Raw genomic sequence first — 16,357 nt, forward strand, 5'->3', positions numbered from 1 at the left:
GGAAGACCGGTGCCGGGCCCGCGCCTGGCCGAAAACCTACTGACCGTAATCAGCCGTACGTGTAGAAGCCGGAGCCGCTCTTGCGGCCCAGCCGGCCCGCGTCGACCATCCGCTGGAGCAGCGGGGGAGCGGCGTACAGCGGTTCCTTGTACTCCTCGTACATGCTCTGCGCCACCGAGGCCACCGTGTCCAGGCCGATGAGGTCGGACAGCTTCAGCGGGCCCATCGGGTGGGCGCAGCCCATCTCCATGCCGTTGTCGATGTCCTCGCGGCTGGCGATGCCCGACTCGAACATCCGGATCGCGGAGAGCAGGTAGGGGATCAGCAGCGCGTTGACCACGAAGCCGGATCGGTCCTGGGCGCGGATGCTGTGCTTGCCGAGCGTCTTCTCGGTGAACAGCTGGGCCCGGCCGAGCGTGCCCTCGGAGGTGGTCAGCGCCGGGATCAGCTCGACCAACTGCTGCACCGGGGCCGGGTTGAAGAAGTGGATGCCGATGACCTGGTCGGGGCGCGAGGTGGCGACCGCCAGCTTCACCAGCGGGATGGAGGAGGTGTTGGAGGCGAGGATGGCGTCCGGACGGGTCACCACCTGGTCGAGCACCTGGAAGATCTCGGTCTTGACCTGCTCGTTCTCGACGACGGCCTCGATCACCAGGTCGCGGTCGGCGAACTCGCCGAGGTCGGTGGTGAAGCTCAGGCGCGCCTGTGTGGCGTCCCGCTCCTCCTCGCTGATCTTGCCGCGCTCGGCCGCCTTGGACAGGGAGTTGAACAGCCGGGTACGGCCGATCTCCAGGGCCTCGCCGGTGGTCTCGGCGACCTTCACGTCCAGTCCGGCGCGGGCGCACACCTCGGCGATGCCCGCTCCCATCTGGCCGCAGCCCACGACTCCGACGCGCTCGATGTCGGTCACATCGTCCCCTTCGCTGACTCGGCAGGTCCGCCCGGTTCGGTGCCTGCTCCGTTCGTGCACGTTACCCGTAAGTATCGATGATCGATCGCATGGGTGGGGGCATGCTGTGCCGCGGAGACGATCCGTGACCGAGTTCATGCGCAGAGTACAGGGGTGTTTTCCATGGGACGGCTGTCACGCCGGGCGTTCGCGCTGGCCGCACTGTCGACGCTGGCCACGGCGGGCGACGCGGGTGCGGCCCCCGCGCGGCGGCCCCGCGCCACCACCGAGATGCGGGGCGTGTGGCTGGCCACCGTGGGCAACCGCGACTGGCCCTCGCGCACCGGCCTGTCCGCCGCCGTGCAGCGCGCCGAGCTGCTCGCCCACCTGGACGCGGCGGCGCGGCGGCGGCTGAACACCGTGATCCTCCAGGTGCGGCCGACGGCCGACGCGCTGTGGCCGTCGCCGCACGAGCCGTGGTCGCAGTACCTCACCGGTACCCAGGGCCGCGACCCCGGCTGGGACCCGCTCGGCACCGCCGTCGCCGAGGCGCACGCCCGGGGGCTGGAGCTGCACGCTTGGTTCAACCCGCTGCGGATCGCGACGCACACCGACCCCAGCCGCCTCGTGGCCTCCCACCCCGCCCGGCGGCACCCCGACTGGGTGGTGCGCTACGGGGGGAAGCTCTACTACAACCCGGGACTGCCGCAGGTGCGGACGTTCGTGCGGGACGCGATGCTGGACGCGGTGGCGCGCTACCCGGTCGACGCGGTCCACTTCGACGACTACTTCTACCCGTACCCGGTCGCCGGCCAGACCTTCGACGACGACGACGCCTACGACGCCCACGGCGGTGCCTTCCCGAGCCGCGCCGCCTGGCGGCGCGACAACATCGACCGGCTGGTGCGCGACACCGCCACCCGCATCGAGCAGATCCGCCCCGGCACCCGGTTCGGGATCAGCCCGTTCGGGGTGTGGCGCAACGCCTCCACCGATCCGCGCGGCTCGGACACGCGGGCGCTGCAGTCGTACGACGACGTGTACGCGGACACCCGCAAGTGGGTCCGGGAGAACTGGATCGACTACATCTGCCCGCAGCTGTACTGGCACATGGGCAACGCCGCCGCCGACTACGCCAAGCTCGTCCCCTGGTGGGCGCAGGTGGCGCGGGGCACCAAGACGCAGCTGTACGTGGGGGAGGCGCTGTACAAGGCGGGTGACCCGGCCCAGGCGGCGGGCTGGCAGGACCCGGCGGAGCTGTCCCGGCACCTGACGTACGCCCGCGACCATCCGGAGGTGCGCGGGCACGTCTACTTCGCCGCCCGGGAGGTGGCACAGGACGCCCACGGGGCCATGGCGCGGGTGGTCGCCGACCACTACCGGCAGCCGGCGGCGCCCCCGCGCTGAATCACCGCCCGGTGGTGGTCTCCCTGTGCCGGATCTCGGTGTCGGGTCCCGGTGAGCACAGCCCCTCGTGCCCGTCCTGGAAGCGGACGCGGTACGGGGGTTCGCCCTTCTGGCCCAGCACTTCGACGATCTCGCCGACCTTGTCGTGCTGTCCGACCACCCTGCCGTGCTGGACAAGCTGGTCGCCCACGATTGCGCGCATCTGGGGCCTCCTCACGATGTGCGGGAGCAGCGGTCCTCGACGTTGAGTCTATGGCGGACAGCCCCGGCCGGTACCGGTGCGAACGCCGCTCAGCCTCGCGCCCGTTGCGTGACGGCGATGCAGACGAGCACGGCCGCGGCCGTCAACGGGGCGGCCACGGTCAGCTGCTCGCCCAGCAGCAGCACCGACCACACCAGTGTGAGCAGCGGCTGGGCCAACTGCAACTGGCTGGCCTTGGGGATGCCGATGGCCGCCATGCCCCGGTACCAGACGACCAGACCCAGGAACTGCGAGCCCGCCGCCACCCACAGCACGCCGGCCACGCTGTGGAAGGTGAGCTGCACGGGCTCGAAGGACAGGGCCACCACGGCGGCCGGCACGGTGAGCGGCAGGCACAGTGGCAGCGCCCAGCCGATCACCTGCCAGCCCGGCATGACCCGCGCCAGCCGTCCGCCCTCGGTGTAGCCGGCCGCGCACACCAGCAGGGCCGCGAAGAGATAGAGGTCGGCGGTCGACAGGGCGCCGCCGCTCTGCTGGACCGTGAACGCGAGCACCGCGGCCGCGCCCGCCAGCGCCGCGACCCAGAAGGTGCGGGACGGGCGGGTGCCCACGCGCAGGGCGGACATCAGCGCGGTCGTCAGCGGCAGCAGGCCCACGACGACGGCGGCGTGCGCGGTGGTCGACGTCTGCAGGGCGAGCGTGGTGAGCAGCGGGAAGCCGGCGACGACCCCGCCGGCGACGACCACGAGGCCCGCCCAGTGCCGCCGGGCGGGCAGCGGAACACGCAGGCTCAGCAGGCACACGCCCGCGATCAGCGCCGCGAGCACGCTCCGCACGGCGACCAGCGACCAGGGGCCGAAGCCTTCCAGGCCCCACGCGGTGGCCGGGAAGGTGAGAGAGAAGGCGGTCACGCCGAGGGCGGCCTGGAGGGTGCCGAGAGAGGCCTTCGGCCGACCGCTTACCGCTATCCGGCTCGGGGCGATAGCGCTACTCTGTGTCTTCATGCAACAGAGTAGCAGCGTCGGTGACCTGGCCAGCCAGCTGCGACGGGAACTCAACCACTACTCTCCCGGTGGAAAGCTCCCGTCCAGCCGGGCACTCGTGGAGCGGTTCCGGGTGAGCCCGGTGACCGTCTCCCGGGCCCTCGCCCAGCTCGCCGCCGAGGGGCTGGTCGTCACCCGGCCGGGCGCCGGTGCCTTCCGGGCCCGGCCACGCTCCGGGGACGCTCCCCTGGGCGACACCTCGTGGCAGGAGGTCGCGCTCAGCGCGGACGCCGCCGCGGAACTCGTACCGCGCACCGTGGACGCCTCCGGGGTCACCGTCTCGCTCGCCGTGCCGCCGCCGGGGGTGATCGAGTTCAACGGCGGCTATCTGCATCCCTCGCTCCAGCCGGAGAAGGCCATGGCGGCGGCGCTGTCCCGTGCGGGCCGGCGGCCGGGCGTGTGGGGGCGGCCGCCGCTGGACGGGCTGCCGGAGCTGCGCGAGTGGTTCGCCCGGAGCATCGGCGACACGGTCACCGCCGCCGAGGTGCTGATCACGTCGGGCGGTCAGTCGGCGCTCACGACGGCCCTGCGCGCCCTGGCCCCGCCCGGCGCCCCGGTCCTCGTGGAGTCTCCGACGTACCCGGGCATGCTGGCGATCGCCCGGGCGGCGGGCCTGCGCCCCGTGCCCGTGCCGGTGGACGCGGACGGCGTGAAGCCGGCGCTGCTCGCCGACGCGTTCCGGGCCACCGGGGCGCGGGTCTTCATCTGCCAGCCGCTCTTCCAGAACCCCACCGGCGCGGTGCTCGCCCCGCGACGGCGCGGCGAGGTGCTGCGCATCGCGCGGGACGCCGGGGCGTTCGTGGTCGAGGACGACTTCGTGCGGCGGCTGGTGCACGCGGACGCCGGGCCGCTGCCGCGTCCGCTGGCCGCCGACGACCCCGACGGTGTGGTCGTGCACGTCTACTCGCTCACGAAGGTGACCTCGCCGAGCTTCCGGGTGGGTGCCCTGGTGGCGCGCGGGCCCGTGCTGGAGCGGCTGCGGGCCATCCAGGTGGTCGACACGTTCTTCGTGCCCAGGCCCCTGCAGGAGGCGGCTCTGGAGCTCGTCGGCTCACCCGCCTGGCCCCGTCATCTGCGCGCGGTCTCGACGGAACTGAAGGCCCGCCGGGACGCGATGACGGCGGCGCTCGCGCTGCACGTGCCCGAGCTGGTGCTCCCGCACATCCCCTCGGGCGGCTACCAGCTCTGGCTCCGCCTTCCCGACGGCACCGACGAGTCCGCGTTCACGGCGGCCGCCCTCCGTGCCGGGGTGGCCCTCGCCCCCGGCCGCCCCTACTTCAGCGCCGAACCCCCGGCGAGCCACGTCCGCCTCAGCTTCGCGGCGGTGGCGGGGGTGGGGGAGGTCACGGAAGGGGTGCGGCGGTTGCGGGCGGCCTGCGACGAGATTCTCCAGCTCAGCCCGGAGGGATCCGCCAGGCACCTCCCGGGTCTCCCCCGGGACATGGGGGAGGGTGGACACGCAAACCCTACCGTCCAGTAACATCACCGCAACGTCATCCCCAGGAGGCACCGTGGCCCGGTCGAAGCGTTCGCCCCTGTTGCTCGCCGGTGTGCTGGCGACCGCCGGAGTGGCGCATTTCGTCGCCCCTCGGCAGTTCGACGCGATCGTTCCCCGGGTGGTCCCGGGCTCGCCGCGGGCGTGGACGTACGCGAGCGGCGCCGTGGAACTCGCCCTGGCGGCCGGGCTGGCCCTGCCCCGGACCCGGCGGGCCACCGCGCGGGCCGCGACGGCGTTCTTCGTCGGAGTCTTCCCCGCGAACGTCCAGATGGCGGTGGACTGGCGCCACCGGCCCGCGCCGCTGCGGAACGCGGCCTACGCGCGACTGCCGCTCCAGGTCCCGCTCGTGCTGTGGGCGCGGAGCGTCGCCCGCGACGGGCGCTCCGGCACTTCCGGCTCCTGAGGGACGGCCGCCGAGAACCCCTCGACCTCCGCTCCCGTCACCTGCGAGCCTCCCGGCATGAATGTACGAGGTGCGCCGCGTGCTGCTGGCGACGCAGGACGCGCACGGCGTGTACGAGAGGGTCGGTTTCGCGCCATTGGAGCGGCCGCAGGAGTGGATGGCGCTGTATTTCGATTGAGTTGTCCGACTGATCCCGCGCTTCCGGCGCCGCGGGCGGAGCTGTTTCGCGGCGCCTCCATAACCCCCGGGTAACGCCTCTTGACCTGCCCACTCTCCGGGCGCACGATCCCCGCATGGCACTTCGGGTCACGTTCGTCGCCGCAGCGCGCAGCGCCCCGCTGCTCGCGGAACGTTTCGAGGACGACCGGCCGCTGGACCAGGCGGGCTGGGACGAGGTGCAGCGCGTCGCCCGCGATCTGATGCCGCTCGCGGCGGCCGAGCTGCGCTACTGCTCGCCCACGCCCCGCAGCCGGTCCACCGGTGACGCCCTCGGCTACGCCCCGCTGGCGCAGCTCGCCCTGCGCGACTGCGACATGGGACGGTGGCGCGGGCTCACGCTGGGGGAGGCGATGGCCCGGGAGCCGGAGGCGGTGGACGCCTGGCTCGCCGACCCCCGCTCCACACCGCACGGCGGTGAGGCACTGCTGACCTTCATCGGGCGCGTCGGCCACTGGCTGGACACCCGGCCCTTGGAGGACGGCGGCCGGATAGTCGCCGTGGCCGAGCCCTCGGTGATCCGCGCGGCCCTGGTGTACGCGTTGAAGGTGCCGCCCTCGACGTACTGGAGCATCGACGTCTGCTCCCTGTCCACGACCACGGTCACGGGCCGCGCGGGGCGCTGGAACCTGCGCCTGGAGAGCGACCCGGCTCAGCCCACGCGCGCGTAGTCCGTCGTCAGCACCAGGTCCTTCGCCGGGCCACGCACCCGCCACACCGACCGCCAGCGGTCCCCGTCCCGGACGGTGAACTCGCCCCGGTACAGATCCGCCGAGCACGGGTGGTCGGCGACGTACGAGCCGGTGGCCAGGTCGAGGTCGTGGAAGGGACGGCCGTCGGCGAAGCGGACGTCCGCCGTCCCGTGCGTCGCTCCGGGCAGGTAGCGCAGGGTCCGCCCGGCCGGCCGGGCCACGCCCCGCCAGACGAAGGTGCCGGCCTCCTCGTGCAGCAGACCGCCGCCGTCCAAGGGCCTGAAGGCCGTCGTGCCGTCGAAGTGCCCCTCGTCCCCGCTCGCGAGATCCCGCACCGACCGTCGGACCTCCCAGTGCCCGGCCAGGTACGCCAGCACATCCGGCACCGGCCAGAACTCGCCCATCCCGCCCCTCTTCCGTCCTGTCCGCCCTCGCGCGGGCCTTCGAAGCGCCTGCGCACCCTCCCATCCTGCCGTTCGAAGGGAGTGCGGGGCGCGGCGGGGGAGGGAGGGGGCGGGTGGCGGGGGATCCCGCGCTTTTCCAAAGGTTCGACGGGGCGCCCTCTGGCCGTCACCGGTAGCCGGGGAGGTGGCCGGATCGTGCGGTCCGATGGCGTGGCGCGGGACTGGGATTGCATAAACGTGCAGCGAAACGTATAGTCATGCCATTGAGGAGGAGGGTCCATGACGGTACGTGCGGCAGTGGCCGGAGCGAGCGGATACGCGGGCGGAGAGCTGTTGCGTCTGCTCCTGGCGCACCCCGAGATCGAGATCGGCGCCCTGACCGGCAACACGAACGCCGGCCAGCGGCTGGGCGCGCTCCAGCCGCATCTGCCGCCGCTGGCCGACCGGGTGCTGAGCGAGACGTCGGCCGAGGCGCTCGCGGGCCACGACGTGGTGTTCCTCGCGCTGCCGCACGGGCAGTCCGCCGCTGTCGCCGAGCAACTCGGCCCGGAGGTGCTCGTCGTCGACATGGGCGCCGACTTCCGGCTCGAGAACGCCGGTGACTGGGAGAGGTTCTACGGCTCCCCGCACGCCGGCACCTGGCCCTACGGCCTCCCCGAACTGCCGGGTGCCCGCGCCGCGCTGGAGGGGTCCAAGCGCATCGCGGTACCCGGTTGCTACCCCACGGCCGTCTCCCTCGCGCTGTTCCCGGCGTACGGCGCGGGTCTCGCCGAGCCCGAGGCCGTGATCGTCGCCGCGTCCGGCACCTCCGGCGCGGGCAAGGCGCCCAAGCCGCATCTGCTCGGCTCCGAGGTCATGGGCTCCATGTCCCCGTACGGTGTCGGGGGCGGCCACCGGCACACCCCCGAGATGATCCAGAACCTCAGCGCGGCAGCCGGCGAGCGGGTCTCCGTCTCCTTCACGCCGACCCTGGCCCCGATGCCGCGCGGGATCCTCGCCACGTGCACCGCCGCCGCGAAGGCGGGCGTGACCGCCGAGGCGGTCCGCGCCGCCTACGAGAAGGCCTTCGCCGACGAGCCCTTCGTCCGTCTGCTGCCCGAGGGCCAGTGGCCCGCCACGGCGTCCGTCCATGCTTCCAACGCCGTTCAGGTGCAGGTCGCCTACGACGCGGCCGCCGGCCGGATCATCGCGATCAGCGCCATCGACAACCTCACCAAGGGCACCGCGGGCGGTGCCGTCCAGAGCATGAACCTCGCCCTCGGACTCCCCGAGGCGCTGGGCCTTTCCACGATCGGAGTCGCACCGTGAGCGACGCACGCGCAGCCGCGGGGCTGCAGACGACGACCATGGCCGCACCGGTGCGCCGCACGGGCGGAGTAGCGAACGAGGAGACGCAGTGAGTGTCACGGCAGCCAAGGGATTCACGGCGGCCGGTGTCGCCGCCGGGATCAAGGAGAACGGCAACCCGGACCTGGCCCTCGTGGTCAACGACGGGCCCCGCCGCGCCGCCGCGGGAGTCTTCACCTCCAACCGCGTCAAGGCCGCGCCCGTGCTCTGGTCCGAGCAGGTCCTCAAGAGCGGCCAGGTGTCCGCCGTCGTCCTCAACTCCGGTGGCGCCAACGCCTGTACCGGTCCGAAGGGCTTCCAGGACACGCACGCCACCGCCGAGAAGGCCGCCGAGGTGCTCGGCAGGGGCGCGATCGAGGTGGCCGTCTGCTCCACCGGCCTCATCGGTGTTCTTCTTCCGATGGACAAGCTGCTCCCCGGCGTCGAGACGGCCGCCGCCCAGCTCTCCGAGCACGGTGGCGAGAAGGCCGCCATCGCCATCAAGACCACCGACACGGTCCACAAGACCTCCGTCGTCACCAAGGACCGCTGGACCGTCGGCGGCATGGCCAAGGGCGCGGGCATGCTCGCCCCGGGCCTCGCCACCATGCTCGTCGTCCTCACGACGGACGCCGACCTGGACAGCGCGACCCTCGACAAGGCGCTGCGCGCGGCCACCCGGGTCACCTTCGACCGCGTCGACTCCGACGGCTGCATGTCGACCAACGACACCGTCCTGCTGCTCGCCTCGGGCGCGTCCGGGGTCACCCCGGACCACGAGGAGTTCGCCGAAGCCGTACGGCAGGTCTGCGACGGCCTCGGGCAGCAGCTGATCCGCGACGCCGAGGGCGCCAGCAAGGACATCAGGGTCGAGGTGATCAACGCGGCCACCGAGGACGACGCCGTCGAGGTGGGCCGCTCGATCGCCCGCAACAACCTCCTCAAATGCGCGATCCACGGCGAGGACCCCAACTGGGGCCGCGTCCTGTCCGCGATCGGCACCACGTCCGCCGCGTTCGAGCCCGACCGGCTGAACGTCGCCATCAACGGTGTCTGGGTCTGCAAGAACGGCGGTGTCGGCGAGGACCGCGAGAAGGTGGACATGCGCTACCGCGAGGTGCACATCGTCGCCGACCTCGCCGCCGGATCCGAGACGGCCACGATCTGGACCAACGACCTCACCGCCGACTACGTCCACGAGAACAGCGCCTACTCCTCATGACCACGACGCGTAAGCACACCGCGCTGCCCAAGGCGCAGATCCTCATCGAGGCACTGCCCTGGCTGACCCGGCACCACGGCAGGACGGTCGTCATCAAGTTCGGCGGCAACGCCATGGTGAACGAGGACCTGAAGGCCGCCTTCGCCCAGGACGTCGTCTTCCTGCGGCACGCCGGCCTCAAGCCGGTCGTCGTGCACGGCGGCGGCCCGCAGATCAGCGCCGCCCTCGACCGGCACGGCATCGTCAGCGAGTTCAAGGCGGGCCTGCGGGTCACCACCGAGGACGCCATGGACGTCGTACGCATGGTGCTGGCCGGCCAGGTGCAGCGCGAGCTGGTCGGCCTGCTCAACCAGCACGGGCCGCTCGCCGTCGGCATCACCGGCGAGGACGCCCACACCATGACCGCCACCAAGCACCAGCCCCGGATCGACGGCGAGCTCGTCGACATCGGGCGGGTCGGCGAGATCACCGAGATCGACACGGGCGCGATCGAGGCACTGCTCGCCGACGGCCGGATCCCGGTCGTGTCGTCGATCGCCCGCTCCCAGGACGACGGACATGTCTACAACGTCAATGCTGATACGGCGGCTGCGGCACTCGCTGCTGCGCTGGGCGCCGAGACCCTCATGGTCCTCACCGACGTCGAGGGCCTCTACGAGGACTGGCCCCACAGCGACGAGGTGATCAGCCGCCTCACCGCCTCCCAGCTGGAGAAACTCCTGCCGGAGCTGTCGTCCGGCATGGTGCCGAAGATGGAGGGCTGCCTGCACGCCGTGCGCAACGGCGTCACGACCGCCCGCGTCATCGACGGCCGGGTCCAGCACTCGATCCTGCTGGAGATCTTCACCGACGAGGGCATCGGCACGATGGTCGTGCCGGACGCGCAAGAGGGGGATGCCGTATGAGTGCCAACCAGGAACTGACCGCGCGGTGGCGGGACGCGCTCATGAACAACTACGGCACCCCGCGACTGCCCCTGGTACGCGGCGCGGGCGCGCGGCTGTGGGACGCCGACGGCAAGGAGTACGTCGACTTCGTCGGCGGCATCGCGGTCAACGCGCTCGGACACGCGCACCCCGCGGTCGTCGAGGCGGTCGGCAAGCAGATCGCGTCCCTCGGGCACGTCTCCAACCTCTTCGTCGCCGAGCCGCCCGTCGCGCTCGCCGAGCGGCTCCTCCAGCTGTTCGGCCGGGACGGCAAGGTCTACTTCTGCAACTCCGGCGCCGAGGCCAACGAGGGCGCCTTCAAGATCGGCAGGCTGACCGGCCGGACCCACATGGTCGCCACCGAGGGCGGCTTCCACGGCCGCACCATGGGCGCCCTCGCGCTCACCGGCCAGCCCGCCAAGCAGACGCCGTTCCTGCCGCTGCCCGGTGACGTCACGCACGTCCCGTACGGTGACGCGCAGGCGCTTGCCGCCGCGGTCACCGAGGAGACGGCGCTGGTCGTCATCGAGCCGGTGCAGGGCGAGAACGGCGTCGTGGTCCCGCCCGCCGGCTATCTGAAGGCGGCCCGCGCGATCACGGCCGCGACCGGCTCGCTGCTGGTGCTCGACGAGGTGCAGACCGGCGTCGGGCGGACCGGACACTGGTTCGAGTACCAGGCCCACGAGGGCGTCCTGCCGGACGTCGTCACGCTCGCGAAGGGTCTCGGCGGCGGGCTGCCGCTGGGCGCCACGGTGGCGTTCGGGCGGGCCGCCGAGCTCCTCCAGCCGGGTCACCACGGCACGACCTTCGGCGGCAACCCCGTCGCCTGCGCCGCCGGACTCGCCGTGCTCGACACCATCGCGAACGAGTCACTGCTGGAGAACGTCAAGCGGCAGAGCGAGAGGTTGCGGGAAGGAATCGAGTCCCTGAACCATGGATTGATCGACCATGTCCGGGGTGCGGGGCTCCTCCTGGGTATCGTGCTCACCAAGCCGCTCGCGCCGCAGGTCCAGCAGGCGGCCCAGGACGCCGGTCTTCTGGTGAACGCGCCCGCCCCCGATGTCGTACGGCTCATGCCACCGCTGAACCTCGGCGACGACGAGGTGGAGGCGCTGCTCCGGGCGCTGCCCGGTGTCCTCGACGCAAGTCACGGGGACGGACGAGCCGGAGAATGAGACGACGATGAGCCAGGCGCAGGACAACGGGCACGCGGGAGTCAACGGGCCTGCGGTGCCGCAGACCCGCACCGCGCGCCATCGCCGGATCGTGGACATCCTCAACCGGCAACCGGTCCGCTCCCAGAGCCAGCTGGCGAAGCTGCTGGCCGACGACGGACTGACCGTCACTCAGGCGACGCTCTCCCGGGACCTGGACGAGCTGAACGCGGTGAAGATCCGCAACACCGACGGCGACCTGATCTACGCGGTGCCCAGCGAGGGCGGCTTCCGCACGCCCCGCGCGCCGCTGGGAGGGTCGGCGAAGGAGGAGCGGATGCGGCGGCTCTCCCAGGAACTGCTCATCTCCGCGGAGGCCTCCGCCAACCTCGTGGTCCTGCGCACCCCGCCGGGCGCGGCCCAGTTCCTCGCCTCGGCGATCGACCAGGCAGAGCTGCACGACATCCTGGGCACGATCGCCGGTGACGACACGCTGCTGCTGATCAGCCGTCAGCCGGACGGGGGGCAGGCGCTCGCCGACCATCTGCTGCGACTGGCGCAGAACGGCCACTGAGCCGGCCCTCCGGCGCGCTCATCGCACCGGACTCCGCCGCCCGCAGCAGGCGGCGGAAGGTCGGGCACTCCATATGGCTCGGCGCGGGGCAGTCCGCCGCGTGCCGCAGTCCGTCGCGCATGGCGGTGAGCCGGCGGATCGTCCCGTCCAGCTCGTCCGCCTTCGCCGTCAGCGTCGCCCGGTCGAGCCTGGGCCGCCCGTCCGGGGCGAACATCAGCGCGATCTCGTCCAGCGAGAAACCGGCGGCGCGCCCCATCGCGATCAGCGCCAGCCGCCGCAGGACCCCGGGATCGAAGACCCGCCTGCCGGCCCGTCTGCCGGTCGAGGCGATCAGGCCCTTCTCCTCGTAGAAGCGCAGGGTCGAGGCGGGCACGCCGGAGCGCCGCGCCACCTCCGCGATGTCCGGATCCGCCATGACCTTGACCTCAAGCCGACTTGGACTGGCACCGTACGGGCAGGGCATGTCGACAGCAAGCGAAGGGAGAGGCCATGACCGCCGAACGCCGGGACGCGGAGGCACTGAAGGCGCTGTGGAGCGGGGTCGCGGGGCGCAACTGGGTGGCGGCGCAGGACCTGCTGGACGGGCTGTTCAAGCCGTTCGAGCCGCTCCTCGCCGAGCCGGTCGGCACCGGTGCACGTGTCCTCGACGTCGGCTGCGGCACGGGCGGCACGACCGTCGCCGCGGCACGGCTTGCCGGCCCGGAGGGCGACTGCGTGGGCATCGACGTCGCCGAGCCGATGATCGAGGCCGCCCGGGCGCGCGCCGAGCGGGAGGGCGTGCCGGTGCGCTTCGTCTGCGCCGACGCCGCGACCCACGCCTTCGAGCCGGGCGGCTTCGACCTGGTCGTCTCGCGGTTCGGCGTGATGTTCTTCGAGGACTTCGCCGGCGCCTTCGCGAATCTGCGGCGCGCCGCACGGCCCGGCGCGCAGCTGCGGCTCATCGTCTGGCGGGGTCCCGAGGACAACCCCTTCATGACGACGGCCGAGCGGGCGGCGGCGCCGCTGCTGCCGGACCTCCCGCCCCGTGACCCGGACGGGCCGGGCCAGTTCGCCTTCGCGCGGGCGGAGCGGGTGCGAAGCGTCCTCGCCGTGAGCGGCTGGACGGGGGTCGCCGTCGAGCCGCTCGACGTCACGTGCGCGATGCCGGAGAAGGAACTGGAGCGTTACTTCACGCTGCTCGGCCCCGTGGGCCGGGTCCTCCAGGAGACGGACGAGCCGACCAGGTCCCGGGTGATCGAAACGCTCCGCACGGCCTTCGCCCCGTACGTACACGGAGGCGAGGCAGGCTTCACAGCAGCCTGCTGGCTGATCAGCGCCTCGGCGTAGGAGCGGTCGGGGTCAGCCCCGTGGTCGCGCGGGTGCCACTCCGGCCACCGGTTATCACTCCGGCCACCGGTTCTCATCCCAGCCACCCGGCCAGCCCTCCCGTGCACCACACCTCGTCACCCGCCGTGATCAGCAGCGCCTCCACGTCCGGCAGGGACTCCAGCCAGGTCAGGCCATCGCGGGCGCCCCTCGCGAAGGCGGCCGTCGCCCAGCAGTCCGCCCAGGTCAGGCGGGGGGCGACGACCGTCACCGCGAGCAGGTCCGTCACCGCCGACTTCCCCGTGCGCGGGTCCACGATGTGGGCGCCGCGCTCGGCCGTGCCGGACGTGGCGACGGCCAGTTCGCGGGCGCCGGCCGCGGAGATGACAGCCGCCAGGCCGCCGGGCCGCAGCGGATCCGACACGCCGACCCGCCAGGGCCGCTCCGCGCCGGGGACGCCGAGCAGCTGCACGTCCCCGCCGCCGTTGACGCTGACCCCGCTCGCCCCGGCCGCCGCCAGCAGCCGCGCCGCCCGTTCCACGGCCCAGCCCTTCACGATCCCGGTCGGGTCGAGCCGGCCCTCGTACGTCGTGCTGAACCACCCCTCGCTGACCCGCTCCGCCTCGGCGGCCAGCTCCAGTACCTCGGCGACCTCGCGATCGCACTCCCCGACGGTCATCTCCCCACGCCCCAGCCGGGTCAGCTGGCTGTCCTCGCGGTAGGTGCTGAACACCGCGTCGACCTGGTGCAGTCCGGCGACGGCCGCGTCGAGGGCCGATCGCACGGTACGGGGATCCCCGCCGCGGACGTCGAAGGAGAAGACGGTCCCCATCACCTCCTCCGCCCGGCGTACCGCGGCGGGAGCCTGTGCGGGCTCCGTCACCGGCTCAGCCACCGGCCTGGTCCAGCGCCGACTGCAGCGACTGCCGGTAGCCGCCGCTGGTGTACGTGGCCCCGGAGACGGCGTCGATGTCGGCGCTGCCCGCCGCGACGGCGGCCTGGTTGAGCTTGGGCACGGCGTCGGCGGTGACCTGGGTGCTCTGGCCGCCGCTGGGCGCCTGCACCGCCTCGGCCTGCGTGATCTTCCCGCCGCTGAGGGTGATCCGGACCTGTACGGGCCCGTACTGCGTCTGGGCCACGGCCCCGGTGACCGCACGCGCGGGCTGTGCCTGGCCCGACTCCTGCTCGCCCTCGCCCGAGCCGCCGCCCGCCGGCACCTTGTCCAGCGCCGACTGGAGGGACTCCTTGTAGCCCGCGCTGGTGTACGTCGCCCCGGACACCGCGTCGATCTGCGCGCTCTGAGCGGCCACGGCGGCCTGGTTGAGCTTGGGCACGGCGTCGGCGGTGACCTGGGTGCTCTGGCCGCCGCCGGGCGCCTGCACCGCCTCGGCCTGCGTGACCTTCCCGTCGTTCACGGTCAGCCGCACCTGCACGGGACCGTACTGCGTCTGGGCCACCGCGCCGGTGACCGTGGCGGTGCCCGCGGCCTGCGCGCCGCCCTGGGGAGCCGCAGCGCCCGGGGGTTGCCGGGGCACCGCGGCCGCGGCGGAGCCGGGGTCGCTCGCCGGCTTCAGCGACAGCAGCAGCACGATGCCGGACACGGTGGCGGCGGTGGCGAGCACGGCACGCCGGATGGGGTGGCTCTTCTTCATGGTTGCCGGTCTCCTGATGACCCGTCGCTCACATCTCGAACGACTCGTGATGGATACGGCGGGCGGGGACCCCCGCGCCGCGCAGTGCCTCGTACACGGACTGTGCGAAACCGGGCGGCCCGCACAGGAAGACGTCGTGGCGGTCGATGTCCGGGATCTTCCGCTCCAGTGACTCCGCCGAGATGTCCGGGCGCTCGCCGTCCGGACTGTTGACCGCGTACATCAGCCGGGCCCCCCGCTCGTTGGCGATCTTCGCCAGCTCGTCCCAAAGGGCCAGATCCTGGGTGCTGTTGGCCCGGTACAGCAGCGTGATGTCACCGGCCGCGCCCGGCAGTGTCTCGAACAGCGCCCGCATCGGCGTGATGCCGACGCCGCCCGCGACCAGCAGCACCTTGCCGCGGCTGCGGCGCTGGGCGGTCAGCGCGCCGTAGGGTCCCTCGGCCCACACCCGGGTGCCGGGCTCCAGCTCGCGCAGCCGGGTGCTGTGGTCGCCGATCGCCTTCACGGTGATCCGCAGCATGTCGGGGCGGGGCGCCGCCGACAGCGAGTACGGATGGGAGCTGTACCGCATGCCCGGCGCCAGGAACCGCCACCGGAAGAACTGCCCCGCCTCCGCGCCCATCCGGTGCAGCTTCCGCCCGCTGATCAGCACGGACACGATGCCGGGCGTCTCCTCGATGACGGCCTCGACGCGCATCCGGTGCCGCAGGTTCAGCCGGATCGGGGTGATGATCCGGAACCAGACGACCAACGCGGTGACCACGCCGTACAGCCCGTACCAGAAGGTCTTCGCGGCGGGTTCGACGGCGAAGTCGTTGCCGGTGCTGATCTGGTGCCAGAACGTCAGGTACACCGCGGCGTACGTCATCAGATGGACGTGGTACCAGGTGTCGTACGGCATCAGGCGGCGGACCGGGCCGATCGAGACGAGGCCGATCAGCAGCAGCAGTCCCGTGCCGATGGCGGCCTTGCCCATGTCCGGCAGCTGGTTGACGGAGTCGACGGTCTGCTGGACGACGTCACCGAGGGTCTTGCCGGCCTGCAGGGCATATCCCCACATCGTGAGGAACACGTGCGCGATGACCAGGCTCAGGGTGTACCGGCCGGTCATCGCGTGCCAGCGCGCCACCCGGTCGGAGCCCACCCGCCGCTCCAGCGCGGGCACCCGGGCCATCTGGAGCACCACCAGGGCCATCAGGTAGCCGGCGAGCAGCCCGGTGATCCGGCCGGCGTTGAGGATCCGCCCGGTGGTGTCGGAGACGGCCGGGGTGTTCTGCCACCACAGCCACAGCACCGCGGCGGCACCGGCCCACACGGCGAGGAGCAGCGGGACGGCGGGGGAGCGGCGCGGGCGGATGCGGCGCATGGTCTGACGCCGGGCGGCGCGGCCGCCTGACAGCGTGGTGGTCACGGTTCCTCCGGGGACGGGGGCAACGGTTCGTCG

General features: G+C 72.7%; 18 protein-coding genes and 1 pseudogene. 11 read left to right on the forward strand and 8 right to left on the reverse strand.

The window, feature by feature from the left end; genetic code table 11:
* Positions 1-49: 49 nt before the first annotated feature.
* Positions 50-910 carry a 3-hydroxybutyryl-CoA dehydrogenase gene (locus AB0O67_RS18715; RefSeq protein ID WP_365451341.1) on the reverse strand — a complete coding sequence of 287 codons (861 nt, stop codon included), beginning with the start codon at positions 908-910 and terminating at the stop codon, positions 50-52.
* A 162-nt stretch (positions 911-1,072) separates the two neighbouring features.
* Between AB0O67_RS18715 and AB0O67_RS18720 the strand changes: the two genes are divergently transcribed.
* The gene (locus tag AB0O67_RS18720; protein ID WP_365451343.1) at positions 1,073-2,296 is read left to right on the forward strand and encodes a family 10 glycosylhydrolase; all 1,224 of its coding nucleotides are present in this window, start codon (positions 1,073-1,075) and stop codon (positions 2,294-2,296) included.
* A gap of 1 nt (position 2,297) precedes the next feature.
* Here the strand turns inward: AB0O67_RS18720 and AB0O67_RS18725 are convergent, their stop codons facing one another.
* Both AB0O67_RS18725 and AB0O67_RS18730 read right to left on the reverse strand, forming a co-directional pair.
* Positions 2,298-2,498 (reverse strand): DUF1918 domain-containing protein, encoded by a 201-nt coding sequence (locus AB0O67_RS18725; RefSeq protein ID WP_365451345.1) that lies wholly within the window; start codon positions 2,496-2,498, stop codon positions 2,298-2,300.
* Between the two features lie 89 nt (positions 2,499-2,587).
* A complete protein-coding gene (locus AB0O67_RS18730; protein WP_365451347.1) occupies positions 2,588-3,502 on the reverse strand; it encodes a DMT family transporter in 915 nt (304 codons plus the stop codon).
* Here AB0O67_RS18730 and AB0O67_RS18735 point away from each other — a divergent pair.
* The 4 genes and pseudogenes from AB0O67_RS18735 to AB0O67_RS18750 all read left to right on the forward strand — a co-directional run bounded on the left by AB0O67_RS18735 (position 3,501) and on the right by AB0O67_RS18750 (position 6,329).
* Positions 3,501-5,021, forward strand: coding sequence for a PLP-dependent aminotransferase family protein (locus tag AB0O67_RS18735; RefSeq protein ID WP_365451349.1), 1,521 nt, complete (start codon positions 3,501-3,503; stop codon positions 5,019-5,021). The two genes, AB0O67_RS18730 and AB0O67_RS18735, sit on opposite strands and share 2 nt — an antisense overlap.
* 31 nt (positions 5,022-5,052) lie before the next feature.
* Entirely contained in the window at positions 5,053-5,442 is a 390-nt protein-coding gene (locus AB0O67_RS18740; RefSeq protein ID WP_365451351.1) for a DoxX family protein, read from the forward strand.
* Between the two features lie 64 nt (positions 5,443-5,506).
* Positions 5,507-5,620, forward strand: a pseudogene (locus AB0O67_RS18745) (GNAT family N-acetyltransferase); the annotation flags it as partial.
* A gap of 115 nt (positions 5,621-5,735) precedes the next feature.
* The gene (locus AB0O67_RS18750; RefSeq protein WP_365451353.1) at positions 5,736-6,329 is read left to right on the forward strand and encodes a histidine phosphatase family protein; all 594 of its coding nucleotides are present in this window, start codon (positions 5,736-5,738) and stop codon (positions 6,327-6,329) included.
* Here the strand turns inward: AB0O67_RS18750 and AB0O67_RS18755 are convergent.
* Positions 6,311-6,754: a DUF6314 family protein gene (locus AB0O67_RS18755; protein ID WP_365451355.1), complete on the reverse strand. Its 444-nt coding sequence runs from the start codon at positions 6,752-6,754 to the stop codon at positions 6,311-6,313. The two genes, AB0O67_RS18750 and AB0O67_RS18755, sit on opposite strands and share 19 nt — an antisense overlap.
* Positions 6,755-7,033: 279 nt before the next feature.
* Between AB0O67_RS18755 and argC the strand changes: the two genes are divergently transcribed.
* The 5 genes from argC to AB0O67_RS18780 all read left to right on the forward strand — a co-directional run bounded on the left by argC (position 7,034) and on the right by AB0O67_RS18780 (position 11,956).
* Positions 7,034-8,062 carry an N-acetyl-gamma-glutamyl-phosphate reductase gene (gene argC, locus AB0O67_RS18760; protein WP_365451357.1) on the forward strand — a complete coding sequence of 343 codons (1,029 nt, stop codon included), beginning with the start codon at positions 7,034-7,036 and terminating at the stop codon, positions 8,060-8,062.
* Between the two features lie 88 nt (positions 8,063-8,150).
* Complete coding sequence (argJ, locus tag AB0O67_RS18765; RefSeq protein WP_365451359.1) at positions 8,151-9,302, forward strand: bifunctional glutamate N-acetyltransferase/amino-acid acetyltransferase ArgJ; 1,152 nt, start codon at positions 8,151-8,153, stop codon at positions 9,300-9,302.
* The gene (gene argB / locus AB0O67_RS18770) at positions 9,299-10,207 is read left to right on the forward strand and encodes an acetylglutamate kinase (protein ID WP_365451361.1); all 909 of its coding nucleotides are present in this window, start codon (positions 9,299-9,301) and stop codon (positions 10,205-10,207) included. The genes argJ and argB overlap by 4 nt, the downstream gene beginning before the upstream one ends.
* Entirely contained in the window at positions 10,204-11,403 is a 1,200-nt protein-coding gene (locus AB0O67_RS18775) for an acetylornithine transaminase (RefSeq protein ID WP_365451362.1), read from the forward strand. Before argB ends, AB0O67_RS18775 begins: the two co-directional genes overlap by 4 nt.
* Before the next feature lie 7 nt (positions 11,404-11,410).
* Positions 11,411-11,956 (forward strand): arginine repressor, encoded by a 546-nt coding sequence (locus AB0O67_RS18780; RefSeq protein ID WP_365451364.1) that lies wholly within the window; start codon positions 11,411-11,413, stop codon positions 11,954-11,956.
* Here the strand turns inward: AB0O67_RS18780 and AB0O67_RS18785 are convergent.
* Complete coding sequence (locus AB0O67_RS18785; RefSeq protein WP_365451366.1) at positions 11,886-12,371, reverse strand: helix-turn-helix domain-containing protein; 486 nt, start codon at positions 12,369-12,371, stop codon at positions 11,886-11,888. The two genes, AB0O67_RS18780 and AB0O67_RS18785, sit on opposite strands and share 71 nt — an antisense overlap.
* 74 nt (positions 12,372-12,445) lie before the next feature.
* On the opposite strand from AB0O67_RS18785, the gene AB0O67_RS18790 reads away from it, so the two are divergent.
* Positions 12,446-13,282 carry a class I SAM-dependent methyltransferase gene (locus tag AB0O67_RS18790; RefSeq protein ID WP_365451368.1) on the forward strand — a complete coding sequence of 279 codons (837 nt, stop codon included), beginning with the start codon at positions 12,446-12,448 and terminating at the stop codon, positions 13,280-13,282.
* Positions 13,283-13,355: 73 nt separating this feature from the next.
* Here the strand turns inward: AB0O67_RS18790 and AB0O67_RS18795 are convergent, their stop codons facing one another.
* The 3 genes from AB0O67_RS18795 to AB0O67_RS18805 are packed head-to-tail and all read right to left on the reverse strand — an operon-like array spanning position 13,356 to position 16,324.
* Positions 13,356-14,156 (reverse strand): FAD:protein FMN transferase, encoded by an 801-nt coding sequence (locus AB0O67_RS18795; protein WP_365451370.1) that lies wholly within the window; start codon positions 14,154-14,156, stop codon positions 13,356-13,358.
* Positions 14,149-14,913 (reverse strand): FMN-binding protein, encoded by a 765-nt coding sequence (locus tag AB0O67_RS18800; protein ID WP_365451372.1) that lies wholly within the window; start codon positions 14,911-14,913, stop codon positions 14,149-14,151. The genes AB0O67_RS18795 and AB0O67_RS18800 overlap by 8 nt, the downstream gene beginning before the upstream one ends.
* Positions 14,914-14,941: 28 nt before the next feature.
* A complete protein-coding gene (locus AB0O67_RS18805; protein ID WP_365451374.1) occupies positions 14,942-16,324 on the reverse strand; it encodes a ferredoxin reductase family protein in 1,383 nt (460 codons plus the stop codon).
* Positions 16,325-16,357 lie beyond the last annotated feature (33 nt).

The organism is Streptomyces sp. NPDC086077, assembly GCF_040686175.1.
Classification (GTDB): domain Bacteria; phylum Actinomycetota; class Actinomycetes; order Streptomycetales; family Streptomycetaceae; genus Streptomyces.

Excerpts from the sequence above, each read along its gene's own strand:
- AB0O67_RS18720 (WP_365451343.1), top strand. The coding sequence starts at position 1,073 with ATGGGACGGCTGTCACGCCGGGCGTTCGCGCTGGCCGCACTGTCGACG.
- AB0O67_RS18725 (WP_365451345.1), bottom strand. The coding sequence starts at position 2,498 with ATGCGCGCAATCGTGGGCGACCAGCTTGTCCAGCACGGCAGGGTGGTC.
- AB0O67_RS18735 (WP_365451349.1), top strand. The coding sequence starts at position 3,501 with ATGCAACAGAGTAGCAGCGTCGGTGACCTGGCCAGCCAGCTGCGACGG.
- AB0O67_RS18730 (WP_365451347.1), bottom strand. The coding sequence starts at position 3,502 with ATGAAGACACAGAGTAGCGCTATCGCCCCGAGCCGGATAGCGGTAAGC.
- AB0O67_RS18750 (WP_365451353.1), top strand. The coding sequence starts at position 5,736 with ATGGCACTTCGGGTCACGTTCGTCGCCGCAGCGCGCAGCGCCCCGCTG.
- AB0O67_RS18755 (WP_365451355.1), bottom strand. The coding sequence starts at position 6,754 with ATGGGCGAGTTCTGGCCGGTGCCGGATGTGCTGGCGTACCTGGCCGGG.
- argC (WP_365451357.1), top strand. The coding sequence starts at position 7,034 with ATGACGGTACGTGCGGCAGTGGCCGGAGCGAGCGGATACGCGGGCGGA.
- argB (WP_365451361.1), top strand. The coding sequence starts at position 9,299 with ATGACCACGACGCGTAAGCACACCGCGCTGCCCAAGGCGCAGATCCTC.
- AB0O67_RS18775 (WP_365451362.1), top strand. The coding sequence starts at position 10,204 with ATGAGTGCCAACCAGGAACTGACCGCGCGGTGGCGGGACGCGCTCATG.
- AB0O67_RS18780 (WP_365451364.1), top strand. The coding sequence starts at position 11,411 with ATGAGCCAGGCGCAGGACAACGGGCACGCGGGAGTCAACGGGCCTGCG.
- AB0O67_RS18785 (WP_365451366.1), bottom strand. The coding sequence starts at position 12,371 with ATGGCGGATCCGGACATCGCGGAGGTGGCGCGGCGCTCCGGCGTGCCC.
- AB0O67_RS18790 (WP_365451368.1), top strand. The coding sequence starts at position 12,446 with ATGACCGCCGAACGCCGGGACGCGGAGGCACTGAAGGCGCTGTGGAGC.
- AB0O67_RS18800 (WP_365451372.1), bottom strand. The coding sequence starts at position 14,913 with ATGAAGAAGAGCCACCCCATCCGGCGTGCCGTGCTCGCCACCGCCGCC.